Below are 18,668 nucleotides of genomic sequence, written 5' to 3'. Positions count from 1 at the left end.
TAAAGGTTAGCTTGTTTTTTTTGATTAAATCTTTAGTATTCAGAGTCATACATTAATTTTTAGTAAGCAAGCCAAAGCGACAAAACGAGCATGCCTACTAATACGCTGTTATGTGCTTTCTCTAAAGCAAGCCAGATTCACTAAAACTTTCTTCTGGCTGGCCGCATCGGTCGTTTCGAATTAGCCCCCTTTAAAATGCCGTTTTGATGCCTTATTTTGGCTAAAACGGGGTGTTTTAAGTTTCTGTTTTTATTGGTTTTGTTTTTGTTGAGAACTTTCAGGTAAATGATAGTCTTCAAATCAAATGTTTTTTGGAGCCACAGCATGGAAAAATCAAAGCAATTATATAATCAAGTGAACTTCTCACATCAGGACTTGCAAGAACATATCTTTAGCAATTGTACTTTTATACATTGTAATTTTAAGCGCTCAAACCTCCGAGATACACAGTTCATTAACTGTACTTTCATAGAGCAGGGGGCATTGGAAGGGTGCGATTTTTCTTATGCTGATCTTCGAGATGCTTCATTTAAAAACTGTCAGCTTTCAATGTCCCATTTTAAGGGGGCAAATTGCTTTGGTATTGAACTGAGAGATTGTGATCTTAAAGGAGCAAATTTTAGTCAAGTTAGTTTTGTAAATCAGGTTTCGAATAAAATGTACTTTTGTTCTGCATACATAACAGGTTGTAACTTATCCTATGCCAATTTTGAGCAGCAGCTTATTGAAAAATGTGACCTGTTCGAAAATAGATGGATTGGTGCAAATCTTCGAGGCGCTTCATTTAAAGAATCAGATTTAAGCCGTGGTGTTTTTTCGGAAGACTGCTGGGAACAGTTTAGAGTACAAGGCTGTGATTTAAGCCATTCAGAGCTTTATGGTTTAGATCCTCGAAAGATTGATCTTACGGGTGTAAAAATATGCTCGTGGCAACAGGAACAGTTACTGGAGCAATTAGGGGTAATCATTGTTCCTGACTAAGCGCAAGATTCGGCTACGCACATAACAAACGCTTTAAGACGGATTCGCAACGTTTGGCGGTTTTAGTTTGAATTGGCTTTTGTATTTACGGTGTAATAATTGAGTGTTGTGGTAGCGTTGCTCACCACTTAAGCGGGCGTTAGCAGTAAAGAGTATTACAATTAATCTATTATGGTGAGGGTTAAATTATTCTAGAACTAGATTCTGTAGCTAAAGAGCTAATAAGTCTCGCTGAAGAGTTATTTGGAGAGATGGTTAATCAATGGAGTTATTGTGGTATAGAAATTAATGACCACTCTCCACATTTGGCGTACTACCCAGATACTAACGAAGTTGCTATTTCATTAAGTGAACGAGTAAAGAATGACGATATTCAGCTGATTTTTCAGTTGGCTCATGAGGTTTGTCATTTACTATATCCAACTATGGATATAGCGCGGGTCAAGGCTAGCGATCCGTAAGGCCACGGTATTGCGCGCCGGCACTCGCAGTTTTTGAGCCTTGCACACCTGAGTGACTTCGCGGTGAAAGGCCGCTAGGCTGCGCTTCTGCTTGGTCAGGAACCGCTTTTGCAGTAGCTCGTGGATGACGCGCTCGACCGGTTCCGGCAAGCGCCCCTTACCTTTACCTCCACCGGACTGGCCGGGCACCAGATCCGTCACGAGGCCGCTGCCTTGCCGGGCACGCCGGATCAGAACGTATACCTGGCGCCGAGACAAGCCCAGCGCCTGAGCCGCCATATCGGCCGCTTCGTGCCCGACCGTCTCCGACTGCGCCAACGGACTGATGATCTCCGCACGACGGCGCGCACGCTCCCAAGCCTCATCAGGCAGAGTGGCCACGCCTTGTTCTGGAATCCGTGGGGTGTCCGTCGCCATGCTCACCTCGCTTTGGTGCACACGAGTATTGAGCATAGTCGAGATTGGTGCAGATCACTTCTGATATTGAACTGTCAGGAGCTGGCTGCACAACAGCCATTACGCCCAATCAACTGGTGCAGTCGTCTTCTGAAAATGACACCACCTTCCAGAAACGAACAGACTTCGCTAGTTCGCACCCGGAAGGCGGCGCGAATCAAAACACCCCATCTTGACAGGTTAACCAAGTCGGTTACACTTACACGCATTGATAGGCGACAGCCAGGAGGTGAACCATGAACATGAAGCGCAAGCCGAAGGCGCCAGGCGAAGTCCTGGAAACGCAGTTCATGCAGCCGAACCAAATCACCCAAAAGGAGCTGGCCAGCCATACCGGGGTTCTAGGGATTTTCCGTCCAAAAACGACAAAGTGCTCTGGAGGCCGCGCCGTCCGTGGCCTCCAGAGGGGTATTACTTTTCGCTGACGGGTAAATATCCCTCGATTGAGCGCATAAGCTCCTCCAGATCTGGCAATTTTTCGCTCAATTCGAAGTGGTAAGTCCCCTTGAGGTTAATGTTGTGCCAGGCCACAGGGGATGCCTGTTTGACGATATCTATTCTCTTGGTATCTCCTTGGTATTCGAAGCTGGTCAACAGCTGGCTGAGTATCCTGGAGTTGAAGTAAACGATGGCATTGGTGACCAGGCGAGCGCACTCATTCCATAGCTGGATTTCTTCGTCTGAACTGCCCCGGAACTGATCCCCATTGACGCTGCTCACGGCCCGACGCAGTTGGTGATAGGCCTCTCCCCGGTTCAGCGCGCGCTGAACATAGTTTCTTAAACTGGCATCATCGATGTAGCACAGTAGATAATTCGCTTTCACCAGGCGATTGTATTCCGTCAGGGCTTCCAGCAGCGGGTGATTGCGCTTGTACTCCGAGAGCTTTCTCACCAAGGTGGCTTGCGTTGTTTTCCGCTGCTTAAGTGATACTGCAATCCGTTGGATGGTATCCCAGTGCTGCGCAATACGATGGGTATTGATTGGCTTTTTTAAGCACAGCTGAATTCGGTGTTCTTTGTCTTCCTTGACATCAAACATGTCATTGATCACTTTGCCAACCTGGGCATAGCGTGGGGCAAACTGGTATCCGAACAGATCCAGTAACGCGAAGTTCACATGGTTCACCCCATGGGTATCGGTTGAGAGCACATCCGGAATGATGTCTGACGTATTGCTCATCAACAAATCAAAGATGTAGTGCGATTCATGTTCGTTGGCGCCGATCACTCTGGCGTTGATCGCAGCGTGATTGGCGATCAAGGTCATGGCAGAAACACCTTTTTGAGTGCCAAAGTACTTCGACGAATAACGGGTTTTGAAGGTCTCGCGCCGGGCTTCGAACTTTTGACCATCGGCACTGGCGTGGATCACATCTTCCTGGATGTTGTAGTACCGGAAGATGGGTAGCTTGGCTGTCGCGTTATTGATGTTGTCGTTAGCAGCATTCAATGTTTCCAGGCGAAGATAGTTCGCCTGGATAGTGCTGAGCTGATCATAGGTACGATCAGAGATCTGTGCCATGCCGTAAATGCCTTGATTGGTTGCATTGCCGACCAGAATTGCCAACAGGTCATATTCATGGGAACGGCTTCTGGATTGGGAACCCAGCACATGAGCGAAGCAGTCAATGAAACCGGTGTCACGATCAACCATGCGCAGTACATCCGCAATCCCCGTTGTGGGAATTTGCTGGAAGAAGGGATTGTTGACCAGATGATGTTTGCTGGCCGAAGGCAGGCGCCAGAAGCGTTTACCCTGCGGATTACGCAAGATGATATTCCGGTTGTCTTCCTGTTCAAGATATTCGCCGACTTCGTACAAACGGGTATCCAATTCCATGGCCATCTGTTTGATCAGCTTTTCAGGCTCCTCCGCTAATTTTGTAAAATGGCTCTGTTGAAGCAGCGTATATTTGTTTTTTCGCCAATGTTCCCCGTCGATCAGGTCGGCGTCGAGTGCCCGGTATTTAGTGATATCAGGCAGCGTCAGCTGGCCATTCAGGCGATCAGGAATCTGTTGATAGAGGAACCACTCATAACGATCGATCAGGATATTCCCTTCACCATCCAGCAGGAATTCACGTGATTTTTTGGAAAGGAGTCTGGTGTCGGCAGTTTGCAACTGAGCGTCCTGGCCGTTGAGTTCGTTTTGTGTTTTCGCCAAGGCGGCCGCTAAGTGCTGGGTGCCGTCGCAGCCTTCGAAGCGCAGACATAGGAACAACTCTCGCAGCAAACCTTTCCGCAGACTTTCTTTCTCGTCGCAGTACTGCCACATGGCTTCATCGACCGATCGTCGCTGCTCGTTCAGGAAGAGACATACAGATTCCAGATCCCTTTTGGTCAGCAGGCTCAGTGCTTGCTGTCTTACTGTTGCAAACGGTAGTTGCAGATCAATGCTGTCATCAATGAACAGGTGCAGTACTTCAGCTGCCTTGCTGACATTTTTAGCTGCTTTTTGCCAATCCTTAAACACCGCTTCCTGCGCATAATCCTTTGCCTTCTGTTTGGTCTGTCTGACATGATGCACAAAGCCATCGGCAATACGTTCCAGCGCTTGCTGCCATCGCGTTTGAAGATAGCACAATAAATACAGCCATTGGCTGCCTACGGTTTGACGTTTCAGTTTGGCACCGTAGTAGTCGACTTTCTCTGCCAGGTGTTGCAGATTTTTCTGCGACAGTGATAGCGTGCTCAACAGCAGATCCACTTCCGGCATCCAATGCTGGATATGGCGATAGACAATCAGTTCTTTCTCCAACTCGGTTCCGGTGAAGTTACGAGCCGATTGTCGCAACTGTCGGAACGGCAGTGGACCTGTGCCGTTCACGAGCTCCGCCAGTGCTTGCTTAAGACCGCGTGACATTGCACGCTCAAGGTGCGCGGCCATGTGTTCCTGTTCGTCTCCCACCACCTGACTGATGATCTTTTGCAGCGTGCTGTAGGCAGGGATTGCGATCTTCTGCCCCGAACAATATTCAATGGCCGCATCGAAGAGGTGCCTAGGCGCTGTCCAGGCTCTGGCTTGCTGGGATAAGTAATCTCTCAACGCCGCTCCATGGTCTTTGACATTCCAGCGCTGGTAGTTGCAGAGCTGGAAAACACGTTGGTAAATCCGTTCTTTCTCTTTTGGCGTGAGATTAAAGGGTCTACAGCCTGGGCCTGGTAGAACGGTTTGATAAACGTATTTGAGGTCCTGCTTGATCTGATGAAAGCCGGGATTCAGCACCACCGGCTTGGCTTTGAAATAGCCCAGCAGTACCACCAGCATGTAACGCTGGCCCCGATGACGGAGGCTTTTAGCGATCGCCAGTTCCTTATCGTTCAGCGAGAAAAAGAAGCGTTGGTCGGCGGAGGTGAAAGCGGGGGGTCCATATAACTCATCTTGTTCTGCCTCGGACAAGATTTGGACACGTTCTTCGAATGCCATGGATTTAGCCCAAAAAGACTAAATCTTACTCAAACAGAGCCCAAATAGGGATCTCGAAAAAAGTAATACCCCTCTGGAGGCCACAGACGGCGGGGCCTCCAGAGCACTTTGTCGTTTTTGGACGGAAAATCCCTAGAACCCCATCAACCAAAGTTAAAGGCTAAGGTCATTTTCGGGGGGATGGGCGCAAAACCCCTTGTTAGGTGGAGAAAATATGACCCAAACGAAAAAAAATTATTATGGACAAATCAGAACATTGTAAAGAAGTTTACGCATATTACGGTTTAGCGATGTATCGTGCTCAATGTGTGGAGCAATCGATTATTCAGTTGCTCATCTTTTGTGATTTATACGAAAGAGAGGCAAAGTCTAAGCACACCCAAGAGGAGTGGGAGGCTAAGTTTGATAGCTTTGATCAGGAAGTTAGTGATAAGACGATGGGTAGACTAATAGGACATCTAAAATCTTTAAACGTACTTCAAGCGACTACAGAATCGTTGCTAGCTAAGGCACTCAAGGAACGTAACTTCTTGGCTCATAGTTATTTCCAAGCTAAAGCTATGGATTTTATGAACGCGTCTGGGCGTAATAAGATGATTACAGGGTTGGAAAAATCAATAGAGTTGTTCAATGAGGTTGAGGACATCCTAAACCCAATCACAATGACTGTCGCAGCAAAGTATGGGTTAACCGAGGAAGTTATTGCAAATATTCAAAAACAGGCTCTGGAAGATGCGAAAACCGACCTTTAACAAACGACTATGGCGTCAATAACTAATTTTTAGCTATGTTCTAATCCTACATGATGCATCTCTTAGCATATCACAACCATCTTGCGAACACATGCAATAATAGCAAGCGTTTAAGGTTTCAAGATGCTTTTTCTAATCTGACAAAAACGTTTTAATACACAGCTCTAAAACATTTTTGTCCAGATACGTGTTCCAGCGGATGGTCAGACAACCAGTATGATACTTTTATAGTCAATTGTTGTGAGATTGAAACATGGTAGTACCAATTGGTATGAATCTTTATTTATGTCAGCGTGACATTTAGAACGGTACTGACAGGCTTACTTGAACATTTAGTATGAAACTTTATTTCTCTCCCAAATCTACGGGGACTTCAAACCATAAATATACACGGTATCCACCACCTAAACTACACCACAAGCCGCTGTTACGACACCAATAACCTTAACTACCTCACTCGCTTTAACTCGAATGAAGCGAGCTTCGCTCGCAAAGAATCAAGCTCCCTTTCGCGTCTTCGACGCTAACGAATAAGGGCTTCGCCCTAAATATTTCTACTCCTTGGTGGCTTCGCCACTGCTAAGACCCCCTGGAAAAAAGTTTGGCGTAGCCAAACATAGATATGGATAGATAAAGATAGAAATAAATCGATATGAATAGTATTTACCAATCTAAGAAGCGGCGAAGCCGCTGGTTCTCCCAGGGGGGAGAATGCTCAAGAGGCGGCGAAGCCGACCTTATAGTTACAGCACGTGCGGATGGAGCGAAGCGGTGGGGGAGAGGCACCAATGAGTACCTTAAAGTGTGGTGGATACCGTGTATAGTTGACTAATTTTTGTTCGATAGTGGTTCAAATGAGGTCCGATTTAGACCTCAATATTTGAAAACGAAGTATTAAGTCAAAGCTGATAATGGCCAAGCAAATGTACTCAAGGAGTTGTCTGACTCTTTGATTTTCTCCACAAGGTCATCCGCTCCGACTTCAATACCACATTCATACAGTCCATAAACCTCTTTTACAAAGAAAGGTTCGTCCGAACTAGTATCCTTTACCATTTTTCGATTAAGGCATTCATTAATAAATGTTCTAGAGACATGTAAGTTCTCAGGATGTTGCCTGTTCCAGGTATCGATCGTATGCATTCTGGAATCTTTGATATGAGCGAGGTGCTGACTAATTTGTCCTCCAATTATCGACACTATGACAGTAATCGAAAACAATATTACTTTTAGACTAAGACGGATCGCAGATTTCATGCAGTATTCCTATTATAGAGGGGGATTTATTCTGATTTGGTGCTTAACGAGGTTGTTTGTGAAAGCTCTATCAAGTTGTAGTTAGGTCATGACATAAAAGGAACACCAGCCTTTTCTAGGTCTTGCCATGTAAGGGGGGCGTTCTTCACTGTACGGGGTGTTTCAAAGTGAACATTTTCGGCTTCTGAAATAAACATTCCTCTATCAGGATTTAAAAGATCCATGATTAAAGTGCCATCGGGATGGACAATAAACTCCAATTGATATCCCTCCGGTACATTTGGCCATTTATAATCCTCAGGAATGATGCCTTTAAGCCTTTGCGAGACAATGGAGACTGTCAAAACTTCATCTTTATCAATTTTTATCATATCAATCATACTCTTCGTTAATATTTGTACCAAAGCTCATATGGAAACTAAGTTGATCAAATTATCAACTAGCTCAGCATGAGGTTTTCCTAACATACGTATAAAAATATATGGTAACATTAGTATTGTTTTTTATACGCGAATGACATCTATTATTCAATGTTTAGTCTAGACTGCCTAAGAATGGTTGAGGAAAAGCTAATGTTTAGAACAAAGTATTTACTGATAGCACTATCTTGTACTGCTTTGATTTGCCTGATTTTCTTTAATAGCGGAGCATACAAAGACAATTTCGAGGTGGTGGCCAAGGTATGTGGTCTACTATCACTAGCTAGCTGGCTAGAACGTACAAAGCAGATATAACAGATAGTCGTCATGTGGCCAAAACCTATACATCCATATCTACTTAAAAAGCATGCGTACAGGTGTGCTCTAGATCCATATCGACACACGTTGATGACACTCCAGAACTATGACGACCTGATAAACCTAGATCTGCAGGTGCTTGATACTCTATATCAACTAGAACATTTGATAGTCAGTCATTTAGAAAAAATGACAAACCATCATATTAACTCAATTACTAGTGGTAAGTACCTTTTCGGCTTGAAACTAATAGAGGCGGCTATACACAGACTTCCAGTACCGACATTCGAAAATATTGAACTGACATCGCGATCAGATAACGGCGTAAGACAAATCCTCGCGATAAAAGTGTTGTAACTGAGAATATTTGAACTAGGAGACTCAAGATTGGAAAGCGCAGTAACTAAAACAAGATGTACTGCTAAGCGCAATACATCAACGAACATCGAAAGGGCATGCTCTGCTAGTTTAGAAGAATTACTTTCAACCTATAAATTAATTGAAAGTATGGGAAGGTATGATCCTCTCTGGATCTCTTTCGAAAGAAACAGAATTGAACAAATTTGCAAAGTTAAAGAATGGACTAGGGTTGGTTTAAAAGAGCTCAATTGTATTTTGTCTTTGAAAGATATGATTAAGCTCGCCAAGAAAGAACCTAACCTAACACCACTACTTGACAGGTTATCAGGGTGTTATCGCGTTAGAAGTACCAATACTTACATGGTAAGTACCTCAAGCGAACTCGATTTGTTGAAGATTGAATTTACAGCAGCAGCACGATTTACTGTCGCAAGTTGGATGTACATTGCATTTTCTACCCATTTTGAGGACGGAGTTGAGCTAGGTTGGTCAACCATTGATGCAATATTCGAATCTCAATCACTCCCTTCAACACATCCAGACACATGGACAATGGACAATTTCTTATACATCTAGGAGGTAATAATATGATGCATTACAAAGACTCTGTATTTTCACCAGAATGGGGGCAGTTCACCAGAAGAATAGTTATATTGGCATTTTCTCTAACAATTGTAGGTTTAGCTGCATGGCGATTCTCTCAATTAGAGTCTTTTAATCTGCTTTATATAGTAATTCTTCTTCTTGGTATCCTTATCCAGGGGCTATACCCAATTTATGCTGAACGCAAAGAATTGAGACGCAAGCTTTACAGAAGACACTTGAGTACACTTAATATTGATATTCTCGAGAAGTATTTAAATCAAGCTGAAAGCGATATAGAACGAGATTTGATAGAAGACACCATTTCCACAATACGTTATTGATTGGTGATTGAATGGATATCAAATTCGACACTACTGAAATCTATCACGAGAATCGACACCAAAACCTTATGCGTATAGTCAACCAAGACTACAACCGTAAGATTCAGAACTTATGTAGACATTTAGATATGCCTCACTTGGCCAGTTATCTCAGCCACAGATCCAAGCCTCAGAAGAACATCAGTCACAGACTAGCTAGAAACATAGAAACAAAGCTCGGTATGCCTATTGGACAACTTGATGAGGCCATTTCTACCATAAATGTAGACCCAACAATTGATGATAACCTCCCAATTGACAAGCTTGCCAGATCTAGGAATTTAGAGATCCTATTGACCCTTATAGGGAATGGCAATATTAGCAAATTGAACTCAGAGCTAGGTTGTCATTTGAACAATCATTTAGGGCCCAATAAATCCCGTATGCTAGGAAAAAAGTTAGCAACCAGAATTGAAACTAAACTAGGGCTACGCCCTGGCACCATGAGCGTGAAATGTACTTTCAATGATTTTCTACCATATTTAAACAGGGACCAATTGACTAGGCATATCGAGTCTAAACAAGAAGAGTATGATGAACGAATGTCAAAACGTAGAATAATAATTGAACAAAGGAATGATATCGTGAGCCAGATGTTGAAGAAGATAGCCAGCTTTCTGGAAGGCAGTGGTACACATGAAATATTAGAGGATTCTGATATTAGAAAGGTGTATATCCCTGTGCCAAACCACAAAAATGAACTCCCAATATTAGTTAGCTGCGAAACTAAGCCATCAAACAGATTCTTAATTTTATGCTCTAAAGGTATGACAGAGCGACACGATAAACTCACAAACATGATTTTAAGCGATAGGGATAAGTTTGAAACAGATGTCGGTGAAATGGACCATTATCCAAAAATCGCTGTAATAAACGCCTATGACCGAGAGTTGGCGATGCCATCGTTGAATAACCCAGAAATTACATTAATTATTAAAAAGGCTTTGTATCAGCTCAGTAACTTGACAGACGACTATTTGCTAGCAAAGTTTAAGTTAAAAACAGTATATAACGAACTAGTAACCGCACAACTCCAATACGTAAAGTCATTCAGTTCTGTGCAAATCATTAAAACAAAGGAGCTGTTACATCGAGGTTTTTCAATACCCAATATTAAGTTGCGTGGAACAAGGGAACTTAGCCACTCTTTACTAGTACCAGTTAGCAATAGCAAAGATACCTTAAGAGAAGTACGGGAGTTTGCAAAAGGAAGTGGTACTGACTTCGTATTGCCCATCTGTATAAATAATGGCAATGTGGTGTCAGACCAATTTGTGCCTACCAAGACCTGGCTGGCCAGCCACATATAGATACAAGCTTGATCATAACCATATAAAAACAAAAGATAATTGATACATACTTGGTAACATCTTAGTATGTGTCAATATGGTTTTTTTTTACGCAAAGTAGGAAGTATGTTGTTCTTTCTTGAAAAATTGGGGATCAAGGCAGCGATGCACTGTCGGCTCGTGAATGGTAATCAAGAGCATTTATTATGGGGGCTGGATTGGAACTCGAAAAGAGCACTACTTGAGTCAAAAAATCGCTGGTTTTGGCTACCTTTACAAAATGTAGAAATATCGAATGTTACAAACATAGTCGATAAACTTTCGGAGTTTTACGCTTCACATGATGAAAAGATATTAGGTGTAAATTGGCTTGAAGGCACACTATTGATATCTAAAGATACTCACTTGGATTGGGTTACCGAAGAAGATCTCGAGCTTCCTTAAATCATAACCTAACTGTTTAAAGAAGGATTAATTTATGGCCACTGTTGCAGCATTACCTTTCCCTCAACTACCTGAGTTTTTTTCATTTTTCGCAACAAACCCCTACGGAATAGTAATTAGTTTACTATTAGGATTGATCATTAGTGGCGTTGTGTTGAGAGGACTAGTTGATCTGTTTAGAGGTCAACAAAAGTAATAGCTCAATTTTGTTTAGTTTTTAGATAATACAATTTAAGACTTATAACCTGATGAGAAGCGGCATGTTAGAAAGAACAATGGAAAGAGAGCTCATCTTTCATGGTACACGAGCTAAGGAGTTTGATAAATTTGAGTTAGGCATGCTAGGTACAGGCGAAGGCTGTAATGATGCTAATGGATTTTACTTCGTTTCTAATCTGAAAGGAGCATGCTATCACGCTGACTATAAAGCGAGGCAGGTAGGTAAACCTACCGTATATGTGTGCGCAATAAAGGAACAAGCTAAAGTAGTAACTATTGGTAAATCCATTTCTATGCACCCCAAATATCTACAGCAACATTGGGATAAATTACCAGTGTGGATATCAACTAAGAGGGGTAAAGAATGGTACTCAGAACTTGCAAAACCACCTGAAAATCGAATACACAATGACCTAATTGATTTGAATGAACGGAAACGTTGTCATATTTTGCGTGAAAACGGTATCGATATCTTAAAGGATTTTGAGAGTGGCCAATTTGTAGACGGTGGGTATCATGGCCGTTCTCATTTAGTGTTAAATCCAGACTCTATTGATATAATTGAGACTTTAAATGTAGAAGAAATATATGATGAAATATCTGGGAGACCCAAATTTTACCACCTCCGTAAAGAGCCTTGTATATTTGGTAAATCAAATATTTTAAGCCGACTTTGCGAGTATGACTGAGTATATTTTGACCCGTTTAAATCTTTCAGATATTAAGTTTAACATAGACATTGTTCTAGCATACCCAGGTTAAATATCAAATTGAAAGGGCTGGTGGGTGTTTTATAACCAGCCTTTTTGATGAACAATAAATATTTAAAACTAGATATAACTAGTCATGAAATACAATTATTGTATTTCATGCATTGAATATTCCAAAACAATCCCCACCTTAATACTAATACTAACAATAAAACGGATATAATATGTTCGACTCACTTAAAAGCACCTTTCCCTGGTCTATTATAGCTATCGTTGCTGTATCTGGCTCTGGAGTCGTCGGTGCAAAACTATACAAAGAATATCTCAAAACTACCGGGCCAGCAGTTGTTCAAGGCATTTCCGACAACGAAGCGTACAAAGACTTTGTTGACTGCCTGACGGTGGTAGATTTAGAGCGTTCTAGCTTAATGGAAAAATGCGACAGTTTCTATTTAGAATACCTACCAGCTAAAACAGATCCGAGTTACAAGAAGAAGATCATAGAAGTTCAACAGCTAAAGCCAGAGTGGATTGAACAAACCTACCAGAAATTAACTTGGTTACGATCTGACTATGGACTTCCTGATTATCCACCACTGGAAGACTTATCCAATGGTCAATTGACTTCAGTAAGCAACTGATTTCAAACCTAACAGCACAAGGCAACTTTAAATGTTGCCTTTTTTTTATCTATATTCAAGTAATATTCCCTTACGCAGTCTAGCAGACTATGTAGAACCATGGGTTATTATGTGGGTTTTACTTTAGTACCTCGCTTTGTTTTCGTTAAGCTAATCTTCGAATAATTCATATAAACTCAACAAACAAATAGCACTGTATAAATAGACATGATTATAAAGTGTAGTATAATTTGAGTTATATTACACTTTTTGGCCGTTAAGGTTAGCGTTACAGGTGACAGCGTAACACTTTATTTTTGGAGGTGAACGTGGAGATTACTAAGCAAAATTTACCAATTCCTGCATCCGGATTAGAAAAGATTAAGGCATTAGAACTAGGCAATAACAAAGAAAAAGAAAATCTTTCACGATTTAAAATCCCTTTGCCTGAACTTGACGGTGCAATTGACCCTGATCACCCAAACCTAAAGACAATTCTAGATAACATGGCCATATTCGAGGCTACACGTGGTGGTTTTTCGAAGGCAACACAAAAAAACATGTTTTCCGCTGTTCGCTCTTGGATAAGATTTACTGAGTATATTGAATTAGCCTACGCATTTCCTATACATCCAAGAATGTTTTACTACTGGATACTACACCTTAAAAATGAACAGAAAGTGTCTTATGCGACACTAATGAGCCGAAAGAACCTCATAGCCATATTTTTGAATCAACTAGGATTCGCCAACGTTACTGAAGACAAGCTTATAAAAGACTTTTTCAGGGGTGTAAAAAAGGATATGGCAGAATCTGATTTATCAAAGGTAGAGCAAAAAGTTGCTTCACCATTCAGAGCAAGCGATTTGAACAGGCAGATCGAAATAGTTGGGACACTTGAACAAGCTGGGCCAAAGCTTTTCAAAGACCTAGCATACATGACCATTGCATACTCTACTGCTCTTCGTGAAGAAGAGATCTTTACTTTAAAACGTAAAAACGTCATCATTTCTAGTGACACTGTCACTATAGTGAGGACAAAATCTAAGACATCTGCAGCGCCACCCAAAAAGTCTATCATTGGCAGGTATGCAGGGATCGTAAAGAAATATATTGAACTTGTAGAAAATGGAGTAGAGCTTTACAACCATGTAACCCCTTCAAGACCAGTCGAAGATCAGGAATATTATATTTTTGGTTGGATTCTGAAGAATGGACAGCTTAAGGACCCATTAAAACCTATGAATGGTGTATCCGTACTTAGATTGTTCCGAAAAGCATATGAACGACAAAGTGTATTTAATGGTCGTTGTTGGTCAGGGCATTCGGCACGTTGTGGAGCGGTAGTTGATGGGCATGTCGTTCATAAGATGAATGCAGTCGACCTTATGTCTATTGGTGATTGGACAAATATGGGTACTGTTAAAAGATATCTGAGAGCTACTGGTCACCTAGAAGCTTCTAATATCGAACTACAAAAACACTAAATCAAAGCTACCTGACGCAGAATTCGTTCTTGGTCCAAATCTGGAAACGCAGTAGCGAAGTAGTGTTTTGTAGCCACTTCTAATTGGGCCATAAACTTTATCTTTTGGGCGATGTTTCCTGTAAGGCTTATTGTTTTACCGGAGATGATTGTGCTTACATAAATCGAGCTCTCTTTAAATCCTATAGACAATGGCCCAGTTTGTTGTTGGTGAAACTTTAACTTGAAATCAAGGCATTTAAGGTTTTGAAGAAATAGGGAATAAGCTTGAATAAGTTCAGTGTGAGAAAAGGCAACTGAGATTTTGTTGTTCCAATCACTTGAGCGACCGTTATGTTCTGGGCAAATGTCTACAACAATTGAAATTAGGTTGTTAGCTATGTTTCCTAATCGAATCACCGCTGCACAATTTAATGACTTGTTATAGAGATTAATTTGACTATTTGGGTGGAAGTAAGCGTTTGATTTTGTGGCAGAAGGTTGCACTGATTGTGACTTGCCGCCAACTTCAGATAGACGAACGTCCTGCTTTTGTTGATTAAAGGCGTTCAAACAGACATCATTGCTTTGCAAAGTTGTACTTTGTGGGCTTAGGTGTTTATCGTGTACATTAACAATTCGATCTGAGGTTTTTTCTGATACTACATCCTGATGATTCAGATCATCTGTTATGTCAGAAAACTCGTTGTCTGGTTGAAATTCCCATGAATTTACACTCATATCGCCCCCAAAGTAGTACGTTAGTTGTCAAAAAAATGGCAAATACCCTTGTTTATGTATATCTTATATTGATACATAAGCAAGATTTATAAAGACTGGATTGGTTCCTGGTGAAGCAAAGAGGAGTTACCTTTGCCATCAATAGAACCGATGGGCACAAGCTTAAAACAAAAAATATATGAACCCAATCTCTCTAAAGACATTACCAAATTTTACAAGCTATGTGCTTTCTATTTCAGAGTACTTGCTCTTAAATGTTCTTGAAAATGACAAGAAAATCATAAAGAAAATTCAAAGCGGTGATGAGCTACCTCTACCTGAAATTAAAAACTCTTTAGATCAACGATTTGAAGATCTAAAGTTAGAAATATTTGACTATGAAATCCTTAAGTCAATCGCTATGAATTATCCTCATGACCACTACGCTGAAAAAATCGTGTCTTGTAACTATGACTATCATATGACAATGACCTGGTTCAAGAAGGCTATTCTTCAGTCATCTGTTAGACCACTTGCCTTTGCACAGCTTGAGTTAGGCTAAAAAATGGATTTAGAAAAACTCAAAGTGTCAGTTGAAAAGTTCTCAAGTCAGAACTTTCAAAAACAACAAGATATTCTCCAACTACAAAATAGAATGATCGGCACCATTCTACAAATCAGACTAAGTGCAATACCACCAGCTCGAAGAAGTGAATTCGATAATACCAGTTTTACAAATTTGCCAAGTTTGCTAACAAAATGGCAAGTTAATCCAAATGCTGTACAAGATATCAATTTCTTTCTGAATGAATTTGAGACAAAGTTTGGCAGGAGATTTGACCATATTAGCTTGAAGAGTGTTGAGAAAGCTAATGTACTTGAACCTAGTCAACAAACAATAAATCAGAGGCTAGAATCTTGTATAACTGGACCAGTAAATGAAAAGGACGCCATTGGTATCAAACAACAGCGTCCTGATAATGACTTCGACTTTTCTCGCTAGTAGAGCCCTTCCATAAATGCCTCATCATCAAGACATGCTCTTTCAATTTCCAAGAACTCTTCCATTTTACGTAAGTAATAGGACTGCTCTTCGAAAGTGATTTCATCAAACAAAAATTGATATCCGCTCATAGGTGTAGATGAAACTATCTTAGAGAGAAAGTGCTTTGACTGTTTAGTAAAGCCAGGAGAAACAATAAGCGCCGAAACATTGTTGGCTCTAATTGTTAGAAGTTGAGTTTGGCTAATAATTTCATGTTCTGCGTCTAGCCAACCTCGAGCTACCTTTAACTTTTTCTCTAAAAGCCTAGCGCTAGGGTCTGAAACATAGCTTTCTTTTGAATTAAGCCTAACGTCACGATGATTAATACCTAACCGTGAAACTAATTCAAGATTAGCCTCACGATTGATTAAATATGCCGCACCACCTTCATTCTGTTTTGTAGCGAATATGTCGGAGAACAGTTCGCTGTAATGATTCTTATCCATTAATACTTTCTTATTTTTGAGAATAGACGCAAATAATCATGTGACTTGTATCTAAACATTAACTGCCGTTATGTCTAATTTTCACCCATGAAGAGTGAAACTTAAATAAATTTTCATCATTTGTTGCATATGTGTGAGCTATATCCCTATTTGTAGGTCGCATTACGCAAATATTTCTACAATTTGTTGAGTAATTAGTCTATTGAACCGATATCACTTCTGAGACTAGCAAATTTAAACTAACATTTGACTCAATAATAAGCCTATGCTAGCAGCTTTCGCTATTGTATTTTAGACAAAAATGGCATAGATTTATGCTATTATTTGCTATTAGACATCTTATTGTGTTCGAACTAATTAAAGAAAAAATATTGGGTTTGGCTTCCATACTCATCACTTCTTTCGCTGCTACATATTATTTGTCCGCGAGTTATACATTCGGTGTTTTCACGAGTGCCTTATTTGGCATCGCATATTTGTACTTTATGCAACGGCAACAACAACAATCGGTTAGAAGAAAGGAAGCACAAGCGAAGATACGTGGGTTTGGTTATACAAACTCAATTTCCTCTCAGATAGAAAGACCCTCTAATGCCAGTAGATCTCACAGTTCTCCGACTCTGAATGAACAAAACCCATTTAACTTCTCTGAAGAAGAAGTTCAGGCTTTCAAATTATTAGGGCTACCTATTACGTCCCTCAATATTTCTGAAATCAAGAAAGCCTTCCATCAAAAAGTTAGGTATTACCACCCAGACATTAACCAAAACATCAGTACGGATGAATCAATCATCACTGTTTCAAATCTGAATACAGCTAAAACACTTTGCATCAATGCAACGAAGAGGAAACAAAATGAACGTCTTTAAGCTTTCTAGCATAGCATTCGCTTCTACTCTACTTCTTGGGTGCGCAACTAATGAAGTCAAAGATTTAAGGCACTTAGAAAAGAGCCCTGAAGAAAGGGCTTTTGGCGATCTTGAGCCATATGCAGTTGAAATGCTTGACGAGCTCCGATTGTTAGCAAAAACGAGAAGTGCACATGCACAAGCACTTAAAGGCCCTGAGCAGAGAAGGCAGGAGCGCATGCTCTCTACAATGGTGTTACCTGGTTTTGAAAAGGTTGTTGACTGGAATTGTGATTGTGAAGTCGAAACTGCCGTAAAAGGTATTGCTGAGACAGTAGGTTATGGTTCTGATCGAGTATTTACTTATGGCCAAAAACCACCTGGTGGCGTGTTTGTAAGTATTAAACTGAAGGATCAACCAATAAACGACGCAATAAAGATTATTGACTCTGAAAAGGGTGCCCAGGTAGACATCATGGTCGATAACCGACTTAAGACGATTGTCGTTAAATACTTGGAGACAAAAGCGTGAGAACCAATACTGCTATTTGTTTAATTGCTAGTCTATTTTTCAGTGTTACCACTTTGGCAGATGAATCTAAGCGCACCTATTACAGCTTAAGTGAACTAAAAGATGTAAAGGTTAGACAACAACTAGTAAGCGATGGTGAAGAGGCACTCAGAATTGAGTCGATCCGCGAAAGAGCTGAAGAAGTTGGCAGTGCGAATGGTTATATAGCTACGATGGAGCGCTTAACAGATGTAGTGGATAGCAAGTCTCACCTCTTTGACCGCTTGCTACCTTTCGAGCATCTCATTAACGCTTCTGCAAATCTAAGTTCAGGTGAAGCCAAGTACCTTCGTCCAGGTATGGTAGACAAAGTAGAAGCTCATGCCGCGATAACGCGAGACACAAAAGCTACGATTATCAGGACCGATAATCTTGTCTATCGATTGAGAGAACAACCTAAGCCTGTGTTGAGGAAACCGCATTGGTCTGACTATCTCTACGACAAAAATTCACTTACGCCGACCACATTAATTGACGAACTTTTACCTAGAAATTCAGAAGAATTGGAGATCTTCAACTCAGCTCTTGATGAGGGATGGGCCATGGGCTCAGAACAAGCAATTGCTGAGATGAGAACTCGTGTAATTAATGCTTTTATTGACGCAACAGCCATGATCCGTTACGTGAATTTAGTTGAGTCCGGATATATAGAAAAGCCAGATATGATTATTGAAAATGTAGGAATTACGGTACAAGGAGACCAATTAGGTTTAGGCACTCAGTTCATATCTTTGAGTGGTGAGGCAGTTTGGCAGACAAACTCTGATCTCTATTCTTCACCAGTAATAAAAGACCCTAGGGGCTCTGTACGTAGGGATGCTGTTTCTAAAGTAGAAACTGAAGGCCTTACTCACGACCAAATTAAATCCATTCTCGTTGAAGAGTGACACCTA

At 41.1% G+C, this 18,668-nt stretch carries 19 protein-coding genes and 1 pseudogene; 14 read left to right on the top strand and 6 right to left on the bottom strand.

What is annotated here, in order from left to right; translation table 11 throughout:
- The first annotated feature begins 324 nt into the window (after positions 1–324).
- A complete protein-coding gene (locus tag R7P36_RS16025) occupies positions 325–981 on the top strand; it encodes a quinolone resistance pentapeptide repeat protein QnrVC1 (protein WP_000415714.1) in 657 nt (218 codons plus the stop codon).
- 428 nt (positions 982–1,409) lie between these two features.
- On the opposite strand, the pseudogene R7P36_RS16020 reads toward R7P36_RS16025, so the two are convergent.
- Positions 1,410–1,859: pseudogene (locus R7P36_RS16020) on the bottom strand (helix-turn-helix domain-containing protein); the annotation flags it as partial.
- 450 nt (positions 1,860–2,309) lie between these two features.
- Positions 2,310–5,327 carry a Tn3-like element IS3000 family transposase gene (locus R7P36_RS16010; RefSeq protein ID WP_213899645.1) on the bottom strand — a complete coding sequence of 1,006 codons (3,018 nt, stop codon included), beginning with the start codon at positions 5,325–5,327 and terminating at the stop codon, positions 2,310–2,312.
- A 239-nt stretch (positions 5,328–5,566) separates the two neighbouring features.
- Between R7P36_RS16010 and R7P36_RS16005 the strand changes: the two genes are divergently transcribed.
- Complete coding sequence (locus tag R7P36_RS16005) at positions 5,567–6,079, top strand: hypothetical protein (protein ID WP_025634090.1); 513 nt, start codon at positions 5,567–5,569, stop codon at positions 6,077–6,079.
- A gap of 894 nt (positions 6,080–6,973) precedes the next feature.
- Here R7P36_RS16005 and R7P36_RS16000 read toward each other — a convergent pair.
- Both R7P36_RS16000 and R7P36_RS15995 read right to left on the bottom strand, forming a co-directional pair.
- Positions 6,974–7,336 carry a hypothetical protein gene (locus R7P36_RS16000; RefSeq protein ID WP_025634091.1) on the bottom strand — a complete coding sequence of 121 codons (363 nt, stop codon included), beginning with the start codon at positions 7,334–7,336 and terminating at the stop codon, positions 6,974–6,976.
- An 86-nt stretch (positions 7,337–7,422) separates the two neighbouring features.
- Positions 7,423–7,707 carry a hypothetical protein gene (locus R7P36_RS15995; RefSeq protein WP_138058896.1) on the bottom strand — a complete coding sequence of 95 codons (285 nt, stop codon included), beginning with the start codon at positions 7,705–7,707 and terminating at the stop codon, positions 7,423–7,425.
- A gap of 753 nt (positions 7,708–8,460) precedes the next feature.
- On the opposite strand from R7P36_RS15995, the gene R7P36_RS15990 reads away from it, so the two are divergent.
- From R7P36_RS15990 to R7P36_RS15960, 7 genes are all read left to right on the top strand, one after another.
- A complete protein-coding gene (locus R7P36_RS15990; RefSeq protein ID WP_025634097.1) occupies positions 8,461–9,009 on the top strand; it encodes a hypothetical protein in 549 nt (182 codons plus the stop codon).
- An 11-nt stretch (positions 9,010–9,020) separates the two neighbouring features.
- Positions 9,021–9,359: a hypothetical protein gene (locus tag R7P36_RS15985; RefSeq protein ID WP_025634098.1), complete on the top strand. Its 339-nt coding sequence runs from the start codon at positions 9,021–9,023 to the stop codon at positions 9,357–9,359.
- An 11-nt stretch (positions 9,360–9,370) separates the two neighbouring features.
- The gene (locus R7P36_RS15980) at positions 9,371–10,708 is read left to right on the top strand and encodes a hypothetical protein (protein ID WP_025634099.1); all 1,338 of its coding nucleotides are present in this window, start codon (positions 9,371–9,373) and stop codon (positions 10,706–10,708) included.
- A gap of 105 nt (positions 10,709–10,813) precedes the next feature.
- A complete protein-coding gene (locus tag R7P36_RS15975; RefSeq protein WP_025634101.1) occupies positions 10,814–11,131 on the top strand; it encodes a hypothetical protein in 318 nt (105 codons plus the stop codon).
- Positions 11,132–11,391: 260 nt separating this feature from the next.
- Entirely contained in the window at positions 11,392–12,039 is a 648-nt protein-coding gene (locus tag R7P36_RS15970) for a hypothetical protein (RefSeq protein WP_042776360.1), read from the top strand.
- Positions 12,040–12,284: 245 nt separating this feature from the next.
- Positions 12,285–12,701 carry a hypothetical protein gene (locus R7P36_RS15965; protein WP_025634104.1) on the top strand — a complete coding sequence of 139 codons (417 nt, stop codon included), beginning with the start codon at positions 12,285–12,287 and terminating at the stop codon, positions 12,699–12,701.
- Between the two features lie 308 nt (positions 12,702–13,009).
- Positions 13,010–14,167, top strand: coding sequence for a tyrosine-type recombinase/integrase (locus R7P36_RS15960; protein WP_213899644.1), 1,158 nt, complete (start codon positions 13,010–13,012; stop codon positions 14,165–14,167).
- On the opposite strand, the gene R7P36_RS15955 is transcribed toward R7P36_RS15960, so the two are convergent.
- The gene (locus R7P36_RS15955) at positions 14,164–14,886 is read right to left on the bottom strand and encodes a hypothetical protein (RefSeq protein WP_213899643.1); all 723 of its coding nucleotides are present in this window, start codon (positions 14,884–14,886) and stop codon (positions 14,164–14,166) included. The genes R7P36_RS15960 and R7P36_RS15955 overlap by 4 nt on opposite strands.
- Before the next feature lie 178 nt (positions 14,887–15,064).
- Between R7P36_RS15955 and R7P36_RS15950 the strand changes: the two genes are divergently transcribed.
- Together R7P36_RS15950 and R7P36_RS15945 are read left to right on the top strand one after the other, a co-directional pair.
- The gene (locus tag R7P36_RS15950; RefSeq protein ID WP_025634109.1) at positions 15,065–15,427 is read left to right on the top strand and encodes a hypothetical protein; all 363 of its coding nucleotides are present in this window, start codon (positions 15,065–15,067) and stop codon (positions 15,425–15,427) included.
- A 3-nt stretch (positions 15,428–15,430) separates the two neighbouring features.
- Positions 15,431–15,868, top strand: a complete 438-nt coding sequence (locus tag R7P36_RS15945; RefSeq protein WP_025634110.1) for a hypothetical protein — start codon at positions 15,431–15,433, stop codon at positions 15,866–15,868.
- On the opposite strand, the gene R7P36_RS15940 is transcribed toward R7P36_RS15945, so the two are convergent.
- Positions 15,865–16,356, bottom strand: a complete 492-nt coding sequence (locus tag R7P36_RS15940) for a hypothetical protein (RefSeq protein WP_213899642.1) — start codon at positions 16,354–16,356, stop codon at positions 15,865–15,867. The two genes, R7P36_RS15945 and R7P36_RS15940, sit on opposite strands and share 4 nt — an antisense overlap.
- Positions 16,357–16,700: 344 nt before the next feature.
- Between R7P36_RS15940 and R7P36_RS15935 the strand changes: the two genes are divergently transcribed.
- Genes R7P36_RS15935 through R7P36_RS15925 form a run of 3 tightly spaced genes read left to right on the top strand, consistent with a single transcriptional unit; the run spans position 16,701 to position 18,662 of the window.
- Positions 16,701–17,225 (top strand): J domain-containing protein, encoded by a 525-nt coding sequence (locus R7P36_RS15935; protein WP_213899641.1) that lies wholly within the window; start codon positions 16,701–16,703, stop codon positions 17,223–17,225.
- A complete protein-coding gene (locus R7P36_RS15930) occupies positions 17,212–17,736 on the top strand; it encodes a DotD/TraH family lipoprotein (RefSeq protein ID WP_025634114.1) in 525 nt (174 codons plus the stop codon). Before R7P36_RS15935 ends, R7P36_RS15930 begins: the two co-directional genes overlap by 14 nt.
- Positions 17,733–18,662 carry a type IV secretory system conjugative DNA transfer family protein gene (locus tag R7P36_RS15925; RefSeq protein ID WP_025634116.1) on the top strand — a complete coding sequence of 310 codons (930 nt, stop codon included), beginning with the start codon at positions 17,733–17,735 and terminating at the stop codon, positions 18,660–18,662. Before R7P36_RS15930 ends, R7P36_RS15925 begins: the two co-directional genes overlap by 4 nt.
- The last annotated feature ends 6 nt before the right edge of the window (positions 18,663–18,668 follow it).

The sequence above is a fragment of the Vibrio sp. 397 genome (assembly GCF_033339395.1).
Classification (GTDB): Bacteria; Pseudomonadota; Gammaproteobacteria; order Enterobacterales; family Vibrionaceae; genus Vibrio; species Vibrio alginolyticus.
Note: the sequence above shows the minus strand (reverse complement) of the source record. Positions and strands in the feature narration are given on the sequence as shown.